Below are 18544 nucleotides of genomic sequence, written 5' to 3'. Positions count from 1 at the left end.
CATGAATTTCGAACAAGCCCGCTTCAACATGGTCGAACAGCAACTGCGCCCCGCCAGGGTGCTGGATCCGGAGGTGCTCGACGTGTTGTTCGTGGTCAAGCGTGAAGAGTTTGTGCCGCCGGCGCATCGCCGCCTGGCTTTTGCCGACACCGAGATTCCGCTCGGCGGCGGGGACGCTGCCCGCATGTTCTCGCCCATCGTCGAAGCGCGTGCCCTGCAGGCCCTGGCGATGAAAAAGCACGAGAACGTGCTCGAGGTCGGTACCGGTTCCGGCTACATGGCTGCCTTGCTGGGAGTCCATGCCGACCGGGTCTGGTCTCTGGAAATCGATCCGCAACTGGCCGCAACGGCGCGCGAGAACCTGCGTCGCGCCGGCGTGACCAATGTGACGGTGGAGGTTGGCAACGGTCTGGCAGGCTTGGCCGCCCACGCCCCTTACGACGTGATCATGGTCTCGGGCGCCGTGGCCAAGGTGCCCCAGGTACTGCTCGACCAGCTCAAGCCCGGTGGCCGCCTGTTCGCCATCGAGGGTGCCGCCCCGGCCATGCAGGCGGCGCTGTACGCGCGCGTGGGCGATGCCTTCCGGCGCGTCGCCGTGTTCGAAACCGTGGTGGCTCCCCTGACGGACGCCGAACCGGCGTCGGCTTTCGCCTTCTGAGCCGATGCGCCAGCTTTCCGCATCCCAGCTCAATGAATGGCTCGCCGATCCGCAGCGGGCCAAGCCGGTGCTGCTCGACGTACGCGAAGCTTGGGAATTCGAAACCTGCCGCATTGCCGGCTCGCTGTCGATGCCGATGCGCGGCGTGCCCGCCCGATATCAGGAGCTCAGGCGCGACCAGGATATCGTCATGATCTGCCATCACGGCGCGCGCAGCTTCCAGGCCGGCATGTTTCTCGAACAAATGGGCTTCAACAGCATCATCAACCTGCAGGGCGGCGTTGCCGCCTGGGCGCGGGATGTCGATCCGTCGATGCCGACCTATTGAAATGAAACCGAGACGTAACGCGGAGAACGCGATGAGAAGAGCAGTGCCCCTGATGATTGCCGGCTGTCTGTCTGTCGGCGGATTTGCCAACCTCGCCCACGGCGCCGACCTGATGGCAGTCTATCGCGATGCGATCGCCTACGACGCCCAGTTTGCCGCGGCGCGGGCCGCGCTCGACGCCGGGCGCGAAAAGCTGCCGCAGGGTCGTGCCGGCCTGCTGCCGGCGGTCGGCTTCTCGGCAAGCACGACGTGGAACGACACCGAAACCACTGCCCGCGTCACGGGCGCGACGGCGACGTCGCGGGACTACAACAGCAACGGCTGGGAAGTGCGCCTGACCCAACCGCTGTTCCGCTGGCAGAACTGGGTGACCTATACGCAGTCCGAACTGGCGGTCGCGCAGGCCGAAGCGCAGTTCGGGCTGGCGCGGCAGGAACTCATCGTGCGTGCGGCACAGGCCTATTTCGACGTGCTGCTGGCGCAGGACACGCTGGCCACGGCCCAAGCGCAAAAGGTGGCGATTGCCGAGCAGCTCGAATCGGCCAAGCGCAATTTCGAAGTCGGCACCGCCACGATCACCGACACCCATGAAGCCCAGGCACGCTACGACCTGACCGTCGCCCAGGAAATCGCCGCGCAGAACGACCTGAACGTCAAGCGCCAGGTCTTGCGCACGGTGATCGGCAAGGAACCGGAAGGCCTCAAGAATCTCAAGCTCGGTGTGCAGCTCGCGGGTCCGCAACCCGATGACATCGGCAAATGGGTGGAGATGGCCGAGTCCGCCAGCGCCTCGGTGCGAATCTTTGAGGCCCTGCATGAGATTGCGACCCGGGAAATCGAGAAGCAGCGAGCCGGACATTACCCGACGCTGGACCTAGTGGCCACCAACGGTCGCAACGGCGCCGGCGGCGGCACTACCGGCGGTTTCGACGGCAAGTCCAGCACGCTCGGCCTGCAATTGTCGATTCCGATCTTTGCCGGCGGCGCGACTGCTTCCCGCGACCGCGAGGCCGTTGCGCTGAAGGAAAAGGCCGCCGCCGATCTGGACAACGCGCGGCGCACGGCGGCGCTCAACGCGCGCCAGGCCTATCTGGGCGTCAGCTCCGGCCTGGCACAGGTCAAGGCGTACGAGGCGGCGCTGACTTCGTCGCAATCGGCGCTGGATTCGAACAAGCTGGGTTACGAGGTCGGCGTGCGCATCAATATCGACGTGCTGAACGCCCAGAGTCAGTTGTTCGATACCCGCCAGAAGCTGGCCAAGGCCCGCCTCGACACGCTGGCCGCGCTGCTCAAGCTCAAGGCCGCCGCCGGCAGCTTGGGCGAAGACGACGTTGCCGCCGTCAACGCACTGCTCGACTGATCAACTCCAGCGTCAGCGCCGTGGCGCCGCGATGGCGCTCGGCGAAAGCGCGACCCTCTTCGCCCATGGCCCGGCGCGACGCGTCGTCGGCCAGTAGTCCAAGCACCTGCCGCACCAGATCGTCGGCACCGGCGATAGTCCGCGCCGCGCCGCAGGCGATAGCTTCGCGCGCGGCCTCGGCGAAGTTCCGGGTCGATGGCCCGATCAGGATCGGCGTGCCGCAGGCCGCCGCTTCGATCAGGTTCTGGCTGCCGAAATCGAGCAGGCTGCCGCCGATGAAGGCGATGTCGGCCGCGGCGTAAAAGGCGAACATCTCGCCCATGCTGTCGCCGATCAGGATCTGAGTCGTCGTCGCGACAGAGGCATTTTCGCTGCGCCGCTGCAGTGCAAACCCACGCTCCATCGCCAGCCGCGCGACTTCGTCGAAGCGCTGCGGATGGCGCGGAACGATGACCAGCAGCGCCGTGTTGCCAGCGCCAACTCTCTGCCATGCATCGAGAATCAGCGCTTCCTCGCCCTCGCGGGTGCTGGCCGCAAGCCACACCGGTCGCCTGCCGTAGCGGGCGCGCAATTCGCGCGCGAGTTCGAGCTGCGCCGACGGAGCCTCGATGTCGAACTTGATGTTGCCGGTCACGGTGACGCCGCGCGCGCCGAGGGCGCCAAGGCGCGCTGCATCGTCGGCCGTTTGGGCGCCGATCGCCGCCAGGCCTCGCAACGCCTCGCGCGTCAGCGCGGGAAAGGCTGCGTAGCGCTTGGCCGAGCGCAGCGAGAGGCGGGCATTGACCAGGCACAGCGGCATTCCGGCTTCGCGGCAGGCCGCGATCAGGTTTGGCCACAGCTCGGTTTCCATGATCAGGCCGAAAGCCGGCCGGTAATGGCGCAGGAAGCGCCGCATGGCCCAGAGCGTGTCATAGGGCAGGTAGATACGCTCGACGTCGTCGCCGAACAGCGCCTCCGAGGTCGCGCGACCGGTCGGCGTCATGTGGGTGAACAGGATGCGGTGCCCCGGGTAGCGCTCGCGCAGCGCGGCCACCAGGGGCTGGGCGGCGCGTGTTTCGCCGACCGAGACAGCGTGCAGCCAGAGGGTCGGTGCGGCAGTGGCAGTTACCTCAGCGCCGCCGAAACGTCCGAAGCGCTCGCCCCAGTGCCGCAGGTATTCCGGCTGCCGCCTTGCGCGCCAAAGCAGGTGCAACAGCGCCCAGGGCAGCAGCGCCAGCACCGCCAGGGTGTAGATGAAGCGCGCCATCAGAACAGTGGCGCCGCCGCAGCCAGCACTTCCTCGACGCCGGGCGGCTGGCCACGCGCACCGAGGTTGAGGGCCGGTGTGGTTGCGTAGACGCCGGTCAGTGCCGGATCGGAAGCGCAGAACAGCGCCAGCGTGGGCCGTCCCAGCGCCGCGGCGAGATGGACCAGGCCGGTATCGACGCCGATCACGATCCGCGCCGCGGCGAGCTGAGCGGCCAGCTCGGCCAGGCTCAGGGGCGGCAGGGCGACGGAACCCGGAATCGCCTGCGCCAGGCGTTCGGCGCGCGCCCGCTCGGCAGGGCTGCCGGCCGGCAGCAGGCAGCTCAGCCCACGTTGCTGCAGGGCGCGGCCCAGCGCGATCCAGCGCTCTTCGGGCCACAGCTTGTCGTCGCGCGAGGTGGCGGTCAGCAACACCGCGCTTGGTCCTGCAGGAGTTGGCGCCGGCTCGCTCTGTGTACCTGGAATTCCGCTTCGCGGGCAGGCAACGGCGATGCCATAGTCCGGCGCGGAGGATGCGCTGTAGCCGGCGGCGAGCGAGACCAGCCGGCGGTTGCGCTCCACGGCATGCAGGTCCTTGCCCACCGCGAAGCGGACATCGTAAAAGCGCGCCGCGAGCGGTTCGCGCGCCGAGGCTGCGCCATAGCCGCAGCGCCTGCCGCGCGCCAGGCGGGCGAGCAGCGCGCTCTTCAGCAGGCCTTGCGTGTCTATCACCAAGTCATAGCTTTGTTCCTGCAGGGTGCTGCGAAAGAATTGCATTTCGCGCCATGTGGCAGGTGTCAGCAGAGCGCGGCGCCAGCGCCTGAGCGCCACCGGAATGACGCGGTGGAGCCCGGGGTGCAGCCGTGGAATCTCGCGAAACGCCTCTTCGACGACCCAGTCGATCTGTGCGTCGGGATAGCTGCGGCGCAGGTCGGTGACGACCGGCAGGTTGTGCACGACGTCGCCGAGAGAGGAGGTTTTGATCAGGAGAATGCGCATCGGTAGGATAGGGATGACGCCTTGCGCCGTAAAATGCATCCCGACTTGAATTATAAAGCCCATGACCACAAAGCACCGCACGCCTCTTTCCGCTGTCCTGATCACCCGCAACGCGGCTGCCCAGCTCGTGGACTGCCTTGCCAGCGTGGCCTTCTGCGACGAAGTGCTCATCGTCGATTCCTCCAGCGAAGATGCCACGGTGGCGATTGCCGAGCGCCACGGCGCGCGCGTGATCCAATCCGCCTGGCGCGGCTTCGGTCCGCAGAAGCAGTTCGCCGTGGAACAGGCGAAGCACGACTGGGTGCTCTGTATCGATGCCGATGAGCGGGTCAGCGAAGCGCTGCGGGAGAGCATTCGCGCCGCATTGCAGGCCCCTGGCTGCACGGCGTGGCGCTTTGCCCGCTGCAACAAATTCATGGGGCGCTATTTGAAACATGGCGAGGGTTATCCCGACTGGAGCCTGCGCCTGTTCGACCGGCGTGCCGCGCGCTGGTCGGACGACGCGGTGCACGAGAAGGTCATCGCCGGCGGCGAGATCGGCACCCTGCAAGGCGATCTGCTGCACGATTCGGCGGAGTCGCTGGAAACCTATTTCGCCAAGCAGAACCGCTACAGCAGCCTGGCCGCCGATGCCGCGCTGGCGCGTGGAGAGCGGGCAAGCGTGCTTCGCCTGCTGCTGTCGCCGGCACTGCGCTTCATCAAGTTCTATTTCCTGCGCCTGGGCCTGCTCGACGGGCTTCCCGGCCTGGTGCACATCCTCGTCGGCTGTGGCGCGAGCTTCGCCAAGTATGCGAAAATGCTGACTTTTCAGCGAAAATCCCCATGAAAGTACTGGTCACCGGCGCTGCCGGGTTTATCGGCATGCACGTTTGCCAGCTACTGCTGGCGCGCGGCGACGAAGTGATCGGGGTGGACAACCTCAACGATTATTACGATGTTGCCCTGAAAGAGGCGCGGCTCGCCCGGCTCACGCCCAGTCCGCGCTTCAAGCTGTCGCGGCTGGATATCGCCGATCGCGAGGGCATTGCCGCCCTGTTCGCGGCGGAACGCCCGCAGCGCGTGATCAATCTTGCGGCGCAGGCCGGCGTGCGCTACTCGCTGCAGAATCCGCATGCCTATGTCGATAGCAATGTGGTCGGCTTCGTCAATATTCTCGAAGGCTGCCGCCACAACGGCGTCGAGCATTTCGTCTATGCCAGCAGTTCCAGCATTTACGGCGGCAACGAGCGCATGCCGTTTTCCGAGCATGACAACGTCGATCACCCGGTCAGCCTCTACGCCGCGACCAAGAAGGCCAACGAGCTGATGGCCCACACCTACAGTCACCTGTTCGCGCTGCCGACCACCGGCCTGCGCTTCTTCACCGTGTATGGCCCCTGGGGCCGGCCCGACATGGCGCTGTTCCTGTTCGCCAAGGCCATACTCGAAAACCGCCCGATCGATGTCTTCAACCACGGCAGGATGCGGCGCGATTTCACCTACATCGACGACATCGCCGAAGGCGTGATCCGCGTCCTCGATCGCCCGCCGCAACCCGATCTTTCTTTCGACAAGCAGGTGCCCGATCCGGCAACGAGCTGGGCGCCCTACCGCGTGTTCAACATCGGCAACCATCAGCCGGTCGAGCTGATGGCCTACATTGAGGCGCTGGAGCAGGCGCTGGGCAAGACCGCAACCAAGAACTTCCTGCCCCTGCAGGACGGCGATGTGCCGGCGACCTACGCCGATACGTCCGAACTCAACCGCGTCACCGGCTTCTCGCCGGCAACGCCGGTGACCGAAGGCGTGCGCCGCTTTGTCGACTGGTACCGGAGCTACCATGCCTGATCCGCGGATTATTCCGGTGGTGCTCAGCGGCGGGTCGGGCACCCGCCTGTGGCCCGTGTCGCGCGAGAAGCACCCGAAGCAGCTGCAGCCGCTGCTGGGCGGCGAGAGCCTGCTGCAGAACACCCTGCGGCGTCTCGAAGGCTTGCCGCTGGGCGCGCCTATCGTCGTCAGCAACCAGGAATACCGCTTCATCACCGCCGAGCAACTGCGCCAGCTCGGGCTGCCCCAGTGGGCCCTGCTGCTCGAGCCGAGCGGGCGCAATACCGCACCGGCGCTGACGGCCGCCGCGCTGTATGCCACTCGCGACGGCGCCGACCCGGTGCTGCTGGCGACGCCGGCGGATCATCACGTGCGCAACGTCGACGCCTTCCGGGGTGCTGTGCTGCGCGGCTTGCCCGAGGCAGAGGCGGGTGCCGTGGTGACCTTCGGCATCGTTCCGGATCGTCCCGAGACCGGCTACGGCTACATCGAGACAAGAGTTGGCGCTGGCGATACGGCGCATGGCGCGCCCATGGACCTGTTGGGTTTCCGCGAAAAGCCGGATGTCGCGACGGCACAGACCTATGTCGCCGGCGGCCGGCATTTCTGGAACAGCGGCATTTTCATGCTGCGCGCTTCGGTGTGGCTCAAGGCCATCGGGCATTTCGCGCCAGAGATACTGGCGGCCTGCCGCCGGGCGGTGCAAGCGGCGCAAGACGACGGCGATTTCGTCCGGCTCGACGCCGCGGCCTTCGCCGTGTCGCCGGCCGACTCGATCGACTACGCGGTGATGGAGAAACTCCCTGCCGCCATGGACCTGGGAATCCCCAGCCGCGTCGTCCCGCTCGATGTCGGCTGGTCCGACGTCGGCGCCTGGGATGCGCTGTGGCAGGCCATAGACCGCGACAGCGACGACAATGCCGTCAAGGGCGATGTCTGGCTGGAGGATTCGCACGGCAACCTGGTCATCGCCGAGCACGGCCTGGTCGCCTGCATCGGCTGCGAGGATATGGTCGTCGTCGAAACGGCCGATGCCGTGCTGATCGCGCCCAAGGCCCGCACCCAGGAGGTCAAGACCATCGTCGGCCGGCTCAAGGCGGCGGGGCGCAACGAAGCCGATCTGCACCGCAAGGTGCATAGGCCCTGGGGCTGGTACGACAGCATCGACAACGGCGAGCGCTTCCAGGTCAAGCGCATCGTGGTGCGCCCCGGCGCCACGCTGTCGCTGCAGATGCACCACCACCGCGCCGAGCACTGGGTGGTCGTGCGCGGTACCGCCAAGGTGACGCGCGGCGCAGAGACACTGCTGCTCGGCGAGAACGAATCGACTTACATCCCGCTGGGCGTTACGCACCGGCTGGAAAACCCCGGCCAGATACCGCTCGAGATCATCGAAGTGCAGTCCGGCAGCTATCTGGGCGAGGACGACATCGTGCGCTTTGAAGACAACTACGGACGCAAGCAATGACCAAGAAAATCGCTTTGATCACCGGTGTTACCGGCCAGGACGGCGCCTATCTGGCCGAATTCCTGCTCGACAAGGGCTACGAGGTGCATGGCATCAAGCGCCGCACTTCGCTGTTCAATACCGACCGCATCGACCACCTGTACCAGGACCCGCACGTCGCCAACCGGCGCTTCGCGCTGCACCACGGCGACATGACCGACAGTTCCAGCCTGGTGCGCATCATCCAGCAGGTGCAACCCGACGAGATCTACAACCTCGCCGCGCAAAGCCATGTCGCCGTGAGCTTCGAGGAGCCCGAGTACACCGCCAACTCCGATGCCCTGGGCGCCCTGCGCATTCTCGAAGCGATGCGCATACTCGGCATGGAGAAGAAGACCCGTTTCTACCAGGCCAGCACCTCCGAGCTTTTCGGCCTGGTGCAGGAGACACCGCAAAAGGAAACCACCCCTTTCTATCCGCGCAGCCCCTACGCGGTGGCCAAGCTCTATGCCTACTGGATCACGGTCAACTACCGCGAGGCCTACGGCATGTATGCCTGCAACGGCATCCTGTTCAACCACGAGAGCCCGATTCGCGGCGAGACCTTCGTCACGCGCAAGATCACCCGCGCCCTGGCGCGCATCAAGCTCGGATTGCAGGAGTGCCTGTTCCTCGGCAACCTGGATTCGAAGCGCGACTGGGGCCATGCCAAGGACTACATCGAGATGCAGTGGCTGATGCTGCAGCAGGAGAAGCCCGAGGATTTCGTCATCGCCACCGGCGTGCAGTACAGCGTGCGCGACTTCGTCGATGCGGCGGCGGCTGAAATCGGCATCGCCGTGGAATGGCGCGGCACGGGCGTCGATGAAAAGGGCTACGACGCGCACGGCAACTGCATCGTCCAGGTCGATCCGCGCTACTTCCGGCCGACTGAAGTCGAGACCCTGCTGGGTGACGCGACCAAGGCGCGTGAAAAGCTGGGCTGGACGCCCAGGATCAGCTTCGCCGAACTCGTCGCCGAAATGGTGCGCGAGGACCTGAAGGCCGCCGAACGCGACGAGCTGGTCAAGAAGCACGGCTTCAAGGCCTTCGACCGCAACGAGTAGCGGCCATGGAAAAGAACGCCCGTATCTACGTCGCGGGTCACCGCGGCATGGTCGGTTCGGCGCTGGTTCGCCGCCTGCAGCAGGCCGGCTACGGCAACATCCGCACCCGCACGCGCGCCGAACTGGACCTGCTGAACCAGGCGGCGACGGCAGCCTTCCTGCAACAGGAAAAGCCGGATTTCATTTTCATGGCCGCGGCCAAGGTGGGCGGCATCCACGCCAACAACACGCTGCGCGCCGACTTCATTTACGAAAACCTGATGGTCGAGGCCAATCTGATCCACGGCGCCTGGCAGGCCGGCGTCAAGCAGCTGTGCTTTCTCGGGTCGAGTTGCATTTACCCGCGCGACTGCCCGCAGCCGATCAGGGAAGACTACCTTCTCACCGGTCCGCTGGAACAGACCAACGAGCCCTATGCGATCGCCAAGATCGCCGGCATCAAGCTCTGCGAAAGCTACAACCGGCAGTTCGGCACCCGCTACTTCTCAGTCATGCCGACCAATCTCTACGGTCCCAACGACAACTACGACCTGGCCAACAGCCATGTGCTGCCGGCGCTGATTCGCAAGGCGCATGAAGCGAAGCAGCGCGGCGACAGCGAACTCGTGGTCTGGGGCAGCGGCAAACCGATGCGGGAATTCCTCTATGTCGACGATCTGGCGGATGCCTGTGTGTTTCTGATGGAACGAGACGTCTCCGACGGTATCTACAACGTCGGTTGCGGCGATGACGTCACCATCCGGGAACTCGCCGAAACCGTCATGTCCGTCACTGGTTTCACCGGGCGTATCGTATTCGACGCGAGCAAGCCGGACGGCACGCCGCGCAAGCTGCTCGACGTGAGCCGCCTGCGCGACATCGGCTGGCAGGCTCGCGTGCCATTGCGCGAGGGCATCGCACTCGCGCATAAGGATTTCGCGGCGCGACATGCCGGCTGACGGCCGCAGTCCGTGGCGGCAATTCCATGGACTTGTCCTGATTCTGCTGGCCCTGTCGGGGGTCGCAACGTCCCTTTCGGCATCGGGCGCCGAGCAGGAGCCGCCGCCGCTGCTTCTGGCGGAACGCTATAGCGGCGGGATCGACGTCTCGCACTACTGGGTCAGCGAAAAACTCGACGGCGTGCGCGCCGTCTGGGATGGCAAGGCTCTCCGCTTTCGCAGCGGCAACAGCGTTCCCGCCCCGCAATGGTTTGTCGCCACCCTGCCGAAGCAGCCGCTGGATGGCGAACTTTGGCTTGGGCGCGGCAGCTTCGATCAACTTTCGGCCATCGTTCGCCGCCAGTCGCCCGACGATGCAGAATGGCGGCGCGTGCGCTACATGATTTTCGAATTGCCGAATGCCCCCGGTAACTTTTCCCAGCGCGTCGAACAGATCAAGGCCGTCACGGCCGCAGTGAAGCTGCCCTGGCTGCAGGCCGTTGCCCAATTCCGCCTGTCAGATGCGGGATCGCTGCAGCAGAAACTGAGCGACATCGTCCGCCAGGGCGGCGAAGGACTCATGCTGCATCGTGACGATGCCACCTACCAAGTCGGCCGCAGCGATGCCTTGCTCAAGCTGACGCCGTGGCTGGACGCCGAAGCGCGCGTCATCGCCCATCTGCCCGGCAAGGGCAAATATGCCGGCAAGCTCGGCGCGCTGCGCATGGAAATGCCCGACGGCCGCCGTTTTGCGCTCGGTAGCGGCCTGAGCGACGACCTGCGGCGCAAGCCGCCGCCGCTTGGCGCGCTCGTTACCTATCGATATCGCGAACTGACGCCGCACGGGATGCCGCGCTTCCCGAGGTATTTGCGGCTACGTGATGGACTTTGAGACGAGTTGAGCTGCGATCATGACTGAGCGCCAGTTGATGAACGTCAACACCTTGGGCTCCGGCTCGAAGATCTGGCCGGTTTGGCTGTTTCTCCTCGTGGCGATTTACCCTGTCCCGCATACTATTGCGCTACGCAATTTGTTGCTGTTGATCGGTTTGCTGGGTTTGGCGTGGCATTGGCGTGCGACCTTCCAAGCGCTAACGACTCTATGGCGGCGGTCGACCTGGCTAACCGCTTCTGCATGGCTGCTCGTAGCGCTGACCGTGTGGATGGTTATCCACGCATTGCTCATCGCACCGCTGCCGACAATGGCACTGGACAGGGTGCGAGTCGATTGGCTAATGCCATTGCTGCTGTTGGCAACCGGCGCCACCGTCGCGATCCGGTCTCGAAACGGAGACGCACTGCGCGGTCTTGTGATAGCACTTGCCCTTCACATTGTTTTGGTAGCGATCTTCCAGTGCTGGCAATGGCTGACGCTTGGCCACTGGCCTTTCGGGGTAATGCCGTTTGCTGAGCGCGACTATCACAGTACGCTGAACGGGTTCTTGATTGCGCTGCTGTTGGCAGATCGGTTGTCGTTGCTGATTGCCGGCACTGCGCCACTCAACTTTTCCGCAGGACCAGCTTGGGGCCTGTTGATTTCCGCTTTGGGCGCCGATGTCCTGTTGAGGGCGCGCAACGGTACCGTAGTATGTATTGTGCTATTGATTGTTGCAGTCGCTATCTTGCTAGCGGACTCCCGGTGCAGGAAGCGTTGGGGGTTGCGAATAGCTTTGGTGGTTGGATTTGCGGTACTCCTTGGCGGAATGTCAGTTCGCAATGATGTTCGTTGGCAAGGGTTCAGCGAATCTATGGTGATTGGTATTGAATCGAACAACCTATTCTGGATGACTGGCGATCCGAATCAGTTGCCTTTCACGCCATCCGGAAATCCGCTGGAACAATCCGCATATGCCCGTGCCGCCTGGGCGCGACAGGCGGTCGAAGCAATCGCGAGGAAGCCTCTGGGCATAGGCTATGGTCATGACGCCTTTGGGCGCGCAATCGCAGAGAAGTATGGTCACGCAGGGATGGGTAGCAGCCATAGCGGTTGGCTCGATATCGCGCTTGGAATAGGTGTTCCTGGTCTTGCGCTAGTAATCGCACTGGGCGTCGTAACTGTGGCGGCAGGCTGGCGACGTTTTCGTTGTCTCGGCGATGGTTATTCGCTGTTGTTGGCACTTACCGTTTCTGGATATTTCTTGCGTTGCCTGCTTGATGGACACTTTAGCGGTTGGCGTCTCGCCTTGTTCACATTGATCGTGGGCTTGCTGATCGGTGCTTCCGCGAAAATGAAGGAAGGAAAATAGCTGTCGCGACCCCTCATGATAGAATCTGTTCATCAAATGAACAGACCCCGACTCCCCTGACCTTCATGTCCGAACCAGATACCTACCGTCTCCGATTGCTTCAAATCGTTGCAGCGAGTCCGGATATTTCCCAGCGTCGATTGGCGAGTGAACTCGGGGTGAGCCTTGGCAAGGCCCATTACCTGCTTCGGGCCTTGCTGGAAAAGGGCCTGATAAAAGCGGAGGGTTTCCGACGGCATGGCAACAAACTGGCGTATCTTTATTTGGTGACGCCCAGCGGAGTTGCCGAGAAGATTCGCTTGACGCGTACCTATCTTGCCCGGAAAGAAAAGGAGTACGAATCCATCCGGAAAGAGATCGAGCAGCTTCGGCAAGAGGTCGCAACATGAGTGCGGGTAAAACAAATTCAGCACCGATTGTTGCAGTTATCGGTTTGGGATACGTCGGGTTGCCGCTGGCTGTGGAGTTCGGCAAGAAGTTCCACACTATCGGCTTTGATCTTTCCGAAACCAAAATCGACGCCTACAATCGGCATGTCGATCCTACCGGCGAAGTACTCAGCGAAGACCTCATCGCGGCCATTCGCCCCGCAGGGCTTGAACCGACGACCGATCCTCGCCGCCTCGCCAGTGCCGACTTTCTGATCGTCGCGGTTCCTACACCGGTCGATGAGGCCCATATCCCGGACTTCAGCCCTCTTGTCGGCGCCAGCACCACGGTTGGCCAGCACATGAAAAAGGGGGCGACTGTGATTTACGAGTCCACGGTCTATCCTGGGGCAACTGAGGAGGTTTGCATCCCGGTCCTCGAAAAGCACTCTGGCCTGCGCTGGCAGAAAGACTTTCATGTTGGATACAGCCCGGAACGCATCAACCCCGGAGACAGGGAACATACCCTGACACGGATCACCAAAGTGGTATCCGGCGACTCCGGGGAAACGCTTGATCAGGTGGCGGCGCTATACGGACGCATCATTGCGGCCGGCGTTCATAAGGCGGCGAGCATCAAGGTCGCCGAGGCCGCGAAAGTCATCGAGAATACTCAGCGCGACCTGAATATTGCTTTGATGAACGAACTCGCCATAATCTTCGATCGGATCGGAATCGATACCTCGGATGTTCTGGCGGCTGCAGGAACCAAGTGGAACTTCCTAAAGTTCAAGCCGGGCCTGGTGGGCGGGCACTGCATTGGGGTCGATCCCTACTACCTGACGCACAAGGCCGAGATGCTCGGCTATCACCCACAGGTGATTCTGGCCGGCCGCCGGATCAACGACGGTATGGGTAAATTCATCGCCGAAAAGACCATCAAGCTCATGATCCAACAGGGGGCCAGCATCAGGGGCGCCAAAGTGATCGTACTCGGGCTTACGTTCAAGGAAGACTGCCCAGACCTTCGAAACAGCAAGGTGATCGACGTAATTCGCGAATTGCGGGACTTTGGTTGTGACGTAATCGTCCACGACCCGATTGCGGATAGCGCAGAGGCGCGACGCGAGTATGGTGTGTCCCTTTGTTCTTGGGATTCGATCCCTGCAGGGTGCGCCGACGCCGTTGTGATCGCAGTAGCTCATGCGGAATTCATAGCCAGGACGCCGGACGACCTTTTGCGCTCGCTCAGGCCTTCCGGAGTCGTCATTGACGTGAAGTCCTGCCTGCCAGACGGCGCAGAGGATGCAAACTCGCAGAGATGGACAAAGTGGCGTTTGTGAAACCGCCCCGCCGGCACGCACAATGAACCGCATCAAGCTTCACTTGATTGCAGGAGCACGACCCAACTTCATGAAGGTCGCACCTCTCTGGCATGCACTTCGGACATGCAGTTGGTGCGATCCGCGCCTGGTACATACCGGGCAGCATTACGACGATTCCATGTCCGGGGCATTCCTCAGGGATCTGGGTCTGGGCCAACCGAACCATTATCTTGACGTCGGGAGCGGCAGTCACGCCGAACAGACTGCAAAGGTCATGCTGGCCTATGAAAAGGTTTGCACGGATGATCGCCCGGACTGGACCGTGGTTGTAGGAGACGTCAATTCGACTCTTGCTGCAGCGCTGGTCGCCGTGAAAGCGGGAATACGGGTCGCGCACCTGGAAGCCGGCTTGCGAAGCGGTGACAGAACCATGCCGGAGGAAATCAATCGAATTGTGACGGACTCCATTGCCGATGTCCTATGGACACCATCATCCGATGCGGATGCAAACCTGATATCGGAGGGAGTCAGTACTGAACGGATAACGCGCGTCGGCAACATCATGATCGATGCATTCGAATTGATGCGCCCCACGATTGAGGCTGTGGATATCGAAACCGAGTTAGGCGTCGAGCCGGGCGGATATGGACTTGTTACCCTGCATCGGCCGTCAAATGTGGATTGCGAAAAGACTCTGCGGTCGATAGTGGCCGCTCTTTGTGCGGTCGCACAGCACGCCTTGCTCGTGTTTCCGGTTCACCCCCGCACGCGAAAGCTGCTCGATATCTTTGGTCTTTCGCAGGTCCTGCAGGCAAAGGGAGTTCGTCTTTTTGAGCCTTTGTCATACCTGCGATTTATGGCGCTGACGCGGCATGCGTCGATCGTCATTACCGATTCGGGCGGGGTTCAGGAAGAAACCACTTACCTGGGAATTCCTTGCCTGACCTTGCGCTCATCTACCGAGCGCCCAATCACCATCAGCCAAGGTACCAATCAGTTGGTTGCACCAGATGCACTGGCCGAGGTGGCAATCGCCCTGGTTTCCGAAAAGGCCCGACCACGGAATGCGCCAATTTCTCTATGGGACGGCCATACTGCACGACGAGTGGTGGATGATCTGCAGCGACGGGCGATCGCTGCATGATTTCGAATGGCCGTGTTGTCGTGATCACCGAGGGTATTCCGCATCCGACAAAGGGTGCAAGTGCGGTTCTTTTTTTTCAATACGTCCGTGCGTTGGTCGAGGCGGGTCATGACATCCTCGCCATCGCAATTACCACGCACGATGTTGAATCGGTGTCTTTGTCCGAGTACCGCGATCCCTTGGCGTCCGCAGGTCGGTTTCAACTTGTCTGCCTCAAGGGAGAGCGGACGCTGGTTCCCGAGCGGTTCGGGCTGATCAAGCGCTTTGACCAGTTTCCCTCGCTTTCGCGCACCGTGGAGGAATTCGACCCTCAGGCTGTACTCGCTTTTGATGTCGCCATGGCCGGGGTAGTCGCGCCAATGCAGCTTCCTCTGAAGCTGGTATGGCTGGGTGATCTTCAATTCGAATCGAATTGGTACAACTATCGATATTCGATGCGCGAGGACTGGAAAGCGTATCGCTGGCTGCCCTATGCGTGGTTTCAGGGCCTTCAGTGGAAGAAAGTGTATAAGCATGCATTGAAGTCATTTCACCGGGTCGTGGTGTCGTCGCATTCGTCGGTGGCGGCATTGCAGAGTCTTGGCCTGCATTCGACCTTCCTCCCCTATCCTTGGCCGAATCAGGGCGCCGTGGATCACGATGTCCAGCGCAGGCTGCCCGGAAAGCCTACCTTCCTGTTCTTCGGCAATCTGGTTGGACTCGGGTCGCGCTCATCATTGCATTTCCTGTTCGAGAAGGTCTACCCGCGTTTGATCGCGATGTGGGGGGCGAACGGATTCACCATCATTGTCGGTGGGGCCGCTTCGCCGAGAGACTGGATGGTGAGCGAAATCGCTGCGCGTACGGAATTTGTGTTCGAGGGTTTTATCGACGACCTGTTGCATCGCATGGCCGAATGCCATGCCGTGATCACGCCATTGGACGTGCCGGTCGGCAATCGGAGCCGGATCATCACAGCGTGGGCCAAGCGAGTCCTGGTGGTATCCCACGTTAACGCCGCCCGGGGCAACCCGGAATTGCTCGATGGGCAGACTGCCTTGTTGGCCACGGATGCACAGGAGTTTGCGGATCGCATGCGGTTCGCTTACGAGCAGCCCGCGGCCTGTGAAGAAATAATCAACCGCGCCGAGCGAGCCTATCTGGAGCATTACACGCCTGATCGGGCGGCCCCGGCGTTTGCAGAAATGATTGCGCAAGCCCTCGGCGGCGCAACAGGCAAATCCACTGTCGAGCCATCAGCAAGCATAGGAGTCAAGCAATGACAACCCATCACGACCTTCCGTTGGGCAAGATCAATTACTGTCAAGTTTGTGGCGGTACGAACGTGCATGACGTAATTGATCTGGGGCACCAGCCGCCATGCGACAGCTTGCTGTGGCCCAAGCACCTTGACGAGATGGAACGCACCTACCCGCTGCGATTCCAGGTCTGTGGCGATTGTTCACTGGGCCAGATCGACTACATCGTTGCTCCCGAAGTCCTGTTTTTCGCCGAGTACCCTTATCGCAGCGGAATCACGCCGACCCTGGTAGAGAAGCTGAGCACCACGGCGGTATCGACGTTGAAGCGCTTCCCGTTTCCGCCGGGCACCCTGTGCATGGATATCGGCTCCAATGACGGAACGGTCTTGAAGGCATTCAAGGAGCGGGGGATGCGCGTGCTGGGCGTCGAGGCAACGAACATCGCCAACATAGCGAATGAAGCGGAGATCGAAACCCTGCAAGCCTTTTTCAATGAAGATCTGGCAGGAAAGATCCTCAAGAGCCACGGACCTGCTGGCTCCATCGCCGCAACCAACGTCTTTGCCCACATCTCGGATCTTGGCAGCATCATGCGCGGCGTCAGCAGGCTTCTCCAGGATGGCGGCGTCTTCGTCACCGAATCGCACTACCTGCTGGATCTGCTGGAGACCTTCCAGTACGACTCCATCTACCACGAGCACCTCCGCTACTACTCGCTGAAGTCGCTGATTCGAATGTTCGACCAATATGACTTCACCGTTACGGATGTCGAACGTATCGAAAACTACGGCGGCTCGATCCGGGTCTTTGCATGCAAGGGCAAAAATCTTCCGGTGTCGGACAATGTCACCGCGTTGCTGGCAAAGGAAGCCGCCGCCGGCCTGTACGGGACCGAGGTGTACGACAAGTTTGCGAACCAGGTGCACAAAGTCCGCAGCGATCTGCTGGCCTTGCTGGTAAACGCCCGTCGCGAAGGCAAGACGGTGGCAGGAATCGGCTGCCCCGGGCGGGCCAGCACATTGCTGAACTACACCGGGGTCAACACCGATCTGATGCCCTACATTGCCGAGCAGTCGACTTCCTTGAAGCTGGGCTTGTTCCTGCCGGGAATGCATATTCCGATTGTCGACGAAAAGAGGATGTTTGCCGAGCAGCCGGATTATGCCGTGATGCTCTCCTGGCACTATGCCGAACCGATAATCCGCAAACTGCGCGAAAAGGGGCTCAAGTCGAAGATTGTTGTTCCGCTGCCCGAAGTCCACATCTATGAAGATTGAACCGAACAATTTCGGTTGCGAGCGGCGATGATCCGTCTTGGCATTGCCGGGATGGGCTACGGCGCGAACGTGCATCTTCCTGCGTTCATGGACCATCCGGATGTGGTTGTCACCGCCCTTGCCGATGGCGGGTCGGGCCGTGCCCGGAAGCTTGCCGATGAGCTGGGATTGAACGCGCAGGTTTTCAATCGCGGCGATGAGCTGGCCAGATGGGACGGCGTGGATGCGGTGAGTATTGCCGTGCCGGCCTTGCATCAGTCGGAGTTGGTTCGTGCGGCCCTTGCGTCGGGCAAGCACGTCCTGTGTGAAAAGCCTTTCGGTACGGGCCTGAAGGATATTTCCGGTCTGGATCGCATCGCCAGGGAAAACGGGCTTACAACGGCTCTCGGTTACGAGTTCAGATACGACACGGCTTTGCGGGAAATGATCGAACTGGTTCACGCGGGCCGGATCGGGCGCGTGTCCCGCATCGATGTGACCTGGTTGGTGGCGACCGGCCTGAATCCGGCCCGCACATGGTCGTGGCGTCATGACATTGATTCGGCAGGCGGCGTTCTGATCGATTGGTGCTGCCATGTCATCGACTATGCCCGCGCGATGACCGGAGAGTCCATACGCGAACTGTGGTGCTCGACGGCTACCCGGGTTCCTCAGCGTCCGAATGGCCTCGGTGGCATGAAACCCGTGACGGCGCCTGATAGTTGCGACATGCACTGCGTTTTCGAAAACGGTGCAGTCGGTCGCTTCGTTGTCTCGAACGCAGAGCCTGCCGGAATCGGCCACAGGGTAGAAGTCTACGGAGACAAGGGGCGCGTCCGCTTTCATCATGCGCCCCCATTTACTTCCGATACCAGACAGTTGACGCTGCAGTTGTCCGGAGAGGCTGAAACAGCGATGACTGTCGCCGACGACATCGATTCCGCAGACAAACGCGTTGATGGTTTTCGGCAACTCGCCGCGGATTTCGTGTCGGCGGTCAGCGGAAAGGACCGCTCCCCCCTTTTGCCGTCCTTTGCGGATGGCGAATCGGTTTGGCGGGTTCTTGATGCAGCTCGTCTATCCGTCGCGGAACGACGGATGGTTCCGGTGCAGAATTGA

Annotated in this window: 18 protein-coding genes; 16 read left to right on the top strand and 2 right to left on the bottom strand. The window is 62.1% G+C overall.

The genetic code is table 11. The features are described 5' to 3' along the window. Position 1 precedes the first annotated feature (1 nt). From RMO95_RS14835 to RMO95_RS14825, 3 genes are read left to right on the top strand one after another with little or no spacing between them, the layout of a single operon-like run. Positions 2–658, top strand: a complete 657-nt coding sequence (locus RMO95_RS14835) for a protein-L-isoaspartate O-methyltransferase (protein WP_310451417.1) — start codon at positions 2–4, stop codon at positions 656–658. 4 nt (positions 659–662) lie between these two features. Next, on the top strand, positions 663–986 hold the full coding sequence (locus tag RMO95_RS14830; protein WP_310451416.1) for a rhodanese-like domain-containing protein: 324 nt from the start codon (positions 663–665) through the stop codon (positions 984–986). A gap of 31 nt (positions 987–1017) precedes the next feature. Next, the gene (locus tag RMO95_RS14825; RefSeq protein ID WP_310451415.1) at positions 1018–2346 is read left to right on the top strand and encodes a TolC family outer membrane protein; all 1329 of its coding nucleotides are present in this window, start codon (positions 1018–1020) and stop codon (positions 2344–2346) included. On the opposite strand, the gene waaA is transcribed toward RMO95_RS14825, so the two are convergent. Beyond that, positions 2327–3592, bottom strand: a complete 1266-nt coding sequence (waaA, locus tag RMO95_RS14820) for a lipid IV(A) 3-deoxy-D-manno-octulosonic acid transferase (RefSeq protein ID WP_310451414.1) — start codon at positions 3590–3592, stop codon at positions 2327–2329. The genes RMO95_RS14825 and waaA overlap by 20 nt on opposite strands. Further along, positions 3592–4569, bottom strand: coding sequence for a lipopolysaccharide heptosyltransferase I (gene waaC / locus RMO95_RS14815; protein ID WP_310451413.1), 978 nt, complete (start codon positions 4567–4569; stop codon positions 3592–3594). The genes waaA and waaC overlap by 1 nt, the downstream gene beginning before the upstream one ends. A 61-nt stretch (positions 4570–4630) precedes the next feature. On the opposite strand from waaC, the gene RMO95_RS14810 reads away from it, so the two are divergent. The 13 genes from RMO95_RS14810 to RMO95_RS14750 all read left to right on the top strand — a co-directional run bounded on the left by RMO95_RS14810 (position 4631) and on the right by RMO95_RS14750 (position 18544). Beyond that, positions 4631–5395, top strand: coding sequence for a glycosyltransferase family 2 protein (locus RMO95_RS14810; RefSeq protein WP_310451412.1), 765 nt, complete (start codon positions 4631–4633; stop codon positions 5393–5395). Beyond that, positions 5392–6396: an NAD-dependent epimerase gene (locus RMO95_RS14805; protein WP_310451411.1), complete on the top strand. Its 1005-nt coding sequence runs from the start codon at positions 5392–5394 to the stop codon at positions 6394–6396. The genes RMO95_RS14810 and RMO95_RS14805 overlap by 4 nt, the downstream gene beginning before the upstream one ends. Further along, positions 6389–7843, top strand: coding sequence for a mannose-1-phosphate guanylyltransferase/mannose-6-phosphate isomerase (locus RMO95_RS14800; protein WP_310451410.1), 1455 nt, complete (start codon positions 6389–6391; stop codon positions 7841–7843). The genes RMO95_RS14805 and RMO95_RS14800 overlap by 8 nt, the downstream gene beginning before the upstream one ends. Further along, on the top strand, positions 7840–8928 hold the full coding sequence (gene gmd, locus RMO95_RS14795; RefSeq protein WP_310451409.1) for a GDP-mannose 4,6-dehydratase: 1089 nt from the start codon (positions 7840–7842) through the stop codon (positions 8926–8928). The genes RMO95_RS14800 and gmd overlap by 4 nt, the downstream gene beginning before the upstream one ends. Before the next feature lie 5 nt (positions 8929–8933). Next, on the top strand, positions 8934–9866 hold the full coding sequence (locus RMO95_RS14790; RefSeq protein WP_310451408.1) for a GDP-L-fucose synthase: 933 nt from the start codon (positions 8934–8936) through the stop codon (positions 9864–9866). Beyond that, entirely contained in the window at positions 9856–10737 is an 882-nt protein-coding gene (locus RMO95_RS14785; RefSeq protein WP_310451407.1) for a DNA ligase, read from the top strand. Before RMO95_RS14790 ends, RMO95_RS14785 begins: the two co-directional genes overlap by 11 nt. A gap of 19 nt (positions 10738–10756) precedes the next feature. Next, a complete protein-coding gene (locus RMO95_RS14780) occupies positions 10757–12091 on the top strand; it encodes an O-antigen ligase family protein (RefSeq protein ID WP_310451406.1) in 1335 nt (444 codons plus the stop codon). Between the two features lie 65 nt (positions 12092–12156). Beyond that, positions 12157–12480: a MarR family EPS-associated transcriptional regulator gene (locus RMO95_RS14775; protein ID WP_310451405.1), complete on the top strand. Its 324-nt coding sequence runs from the start codon at positions 12157–12159 to the stop codon at positions 12478–12480. Continuing rightward, entirely contained in the window at positions 12477–13802 is a 1326-nt protein-coding gene (locus RMO95_RS14770; protein WP_310451404.1) for a nucleotide sugar dehydrogenase, read from the top strand. The genes RMO95_RS14775 and RMO95_RS14770 overlap by 4 nt, the downstream gene beginning before the upstream one ends. Positions 13803–13824: 22 nt before the next feature. Then, positions 13825–14928, top strand: a complete 1104-nt coding sequence (gene wecB, locus RMO95_RS14765) for a non-hydrolyzing UDP-N-acetylglucosamine 2-epimerase (RefSeq protein ID WP_310451403.1) — start codon at positions 13825–13827, stop codon at positions 14926–14928. Continuing rightward, a complete protein-coding gene (locus RMO95_RS14760; RefSeq protein ID WP_310451402.1) occupies positions 14925–16190 on the top strand; it encodes a glycosyltransferase in 1266 nt (421 codons plus the stop codon). Before wecB ends, RMO95_RS14760 begins: the two co-directional genes overlap by 4 nt. After that, positions 16187–17446 carry a class I SAM-dependent methyltransferase gene (locus tag RMO95_RS14755; protein WP_310451401.1) on the top strand — a complete coding sequence of 420 codons (1260 nt, stop codon included), beginning with the start codon at positions 16187–16189 and terminating at the stop codon, positions 17444–17446. The genes RMO95_RS14760 and RMO95_RS14755 overlap by 4 nt, the downstream gene beginning before the upstream one ends. Positions 17447–17473: 27 nt before the next feature. Continuing rightward, positions 17474–18544, top strand: a complete 1071-nt coding sequence (locus RMO95_RS14750; protein ID WP_310451400.1) for a Gfo/Idh/MocA family oxidoreductase — start codon at positions 17474–17476, stop codon at positions 18542–18544.

This window comes from Sulfuritalea sp. (assembly GCF_031426875.1).
GTDB lineage: Bacteria > Pseudomonadota > Gammaproteobacteria > Burkholderiales > Rhodocyclaceae > Sulfuritalea.
The sequence above is the reverse complement of the archived record's forward strand: the minus strand, read 5'-3'. Positions and strand labels throughout refer to the sequence as shown.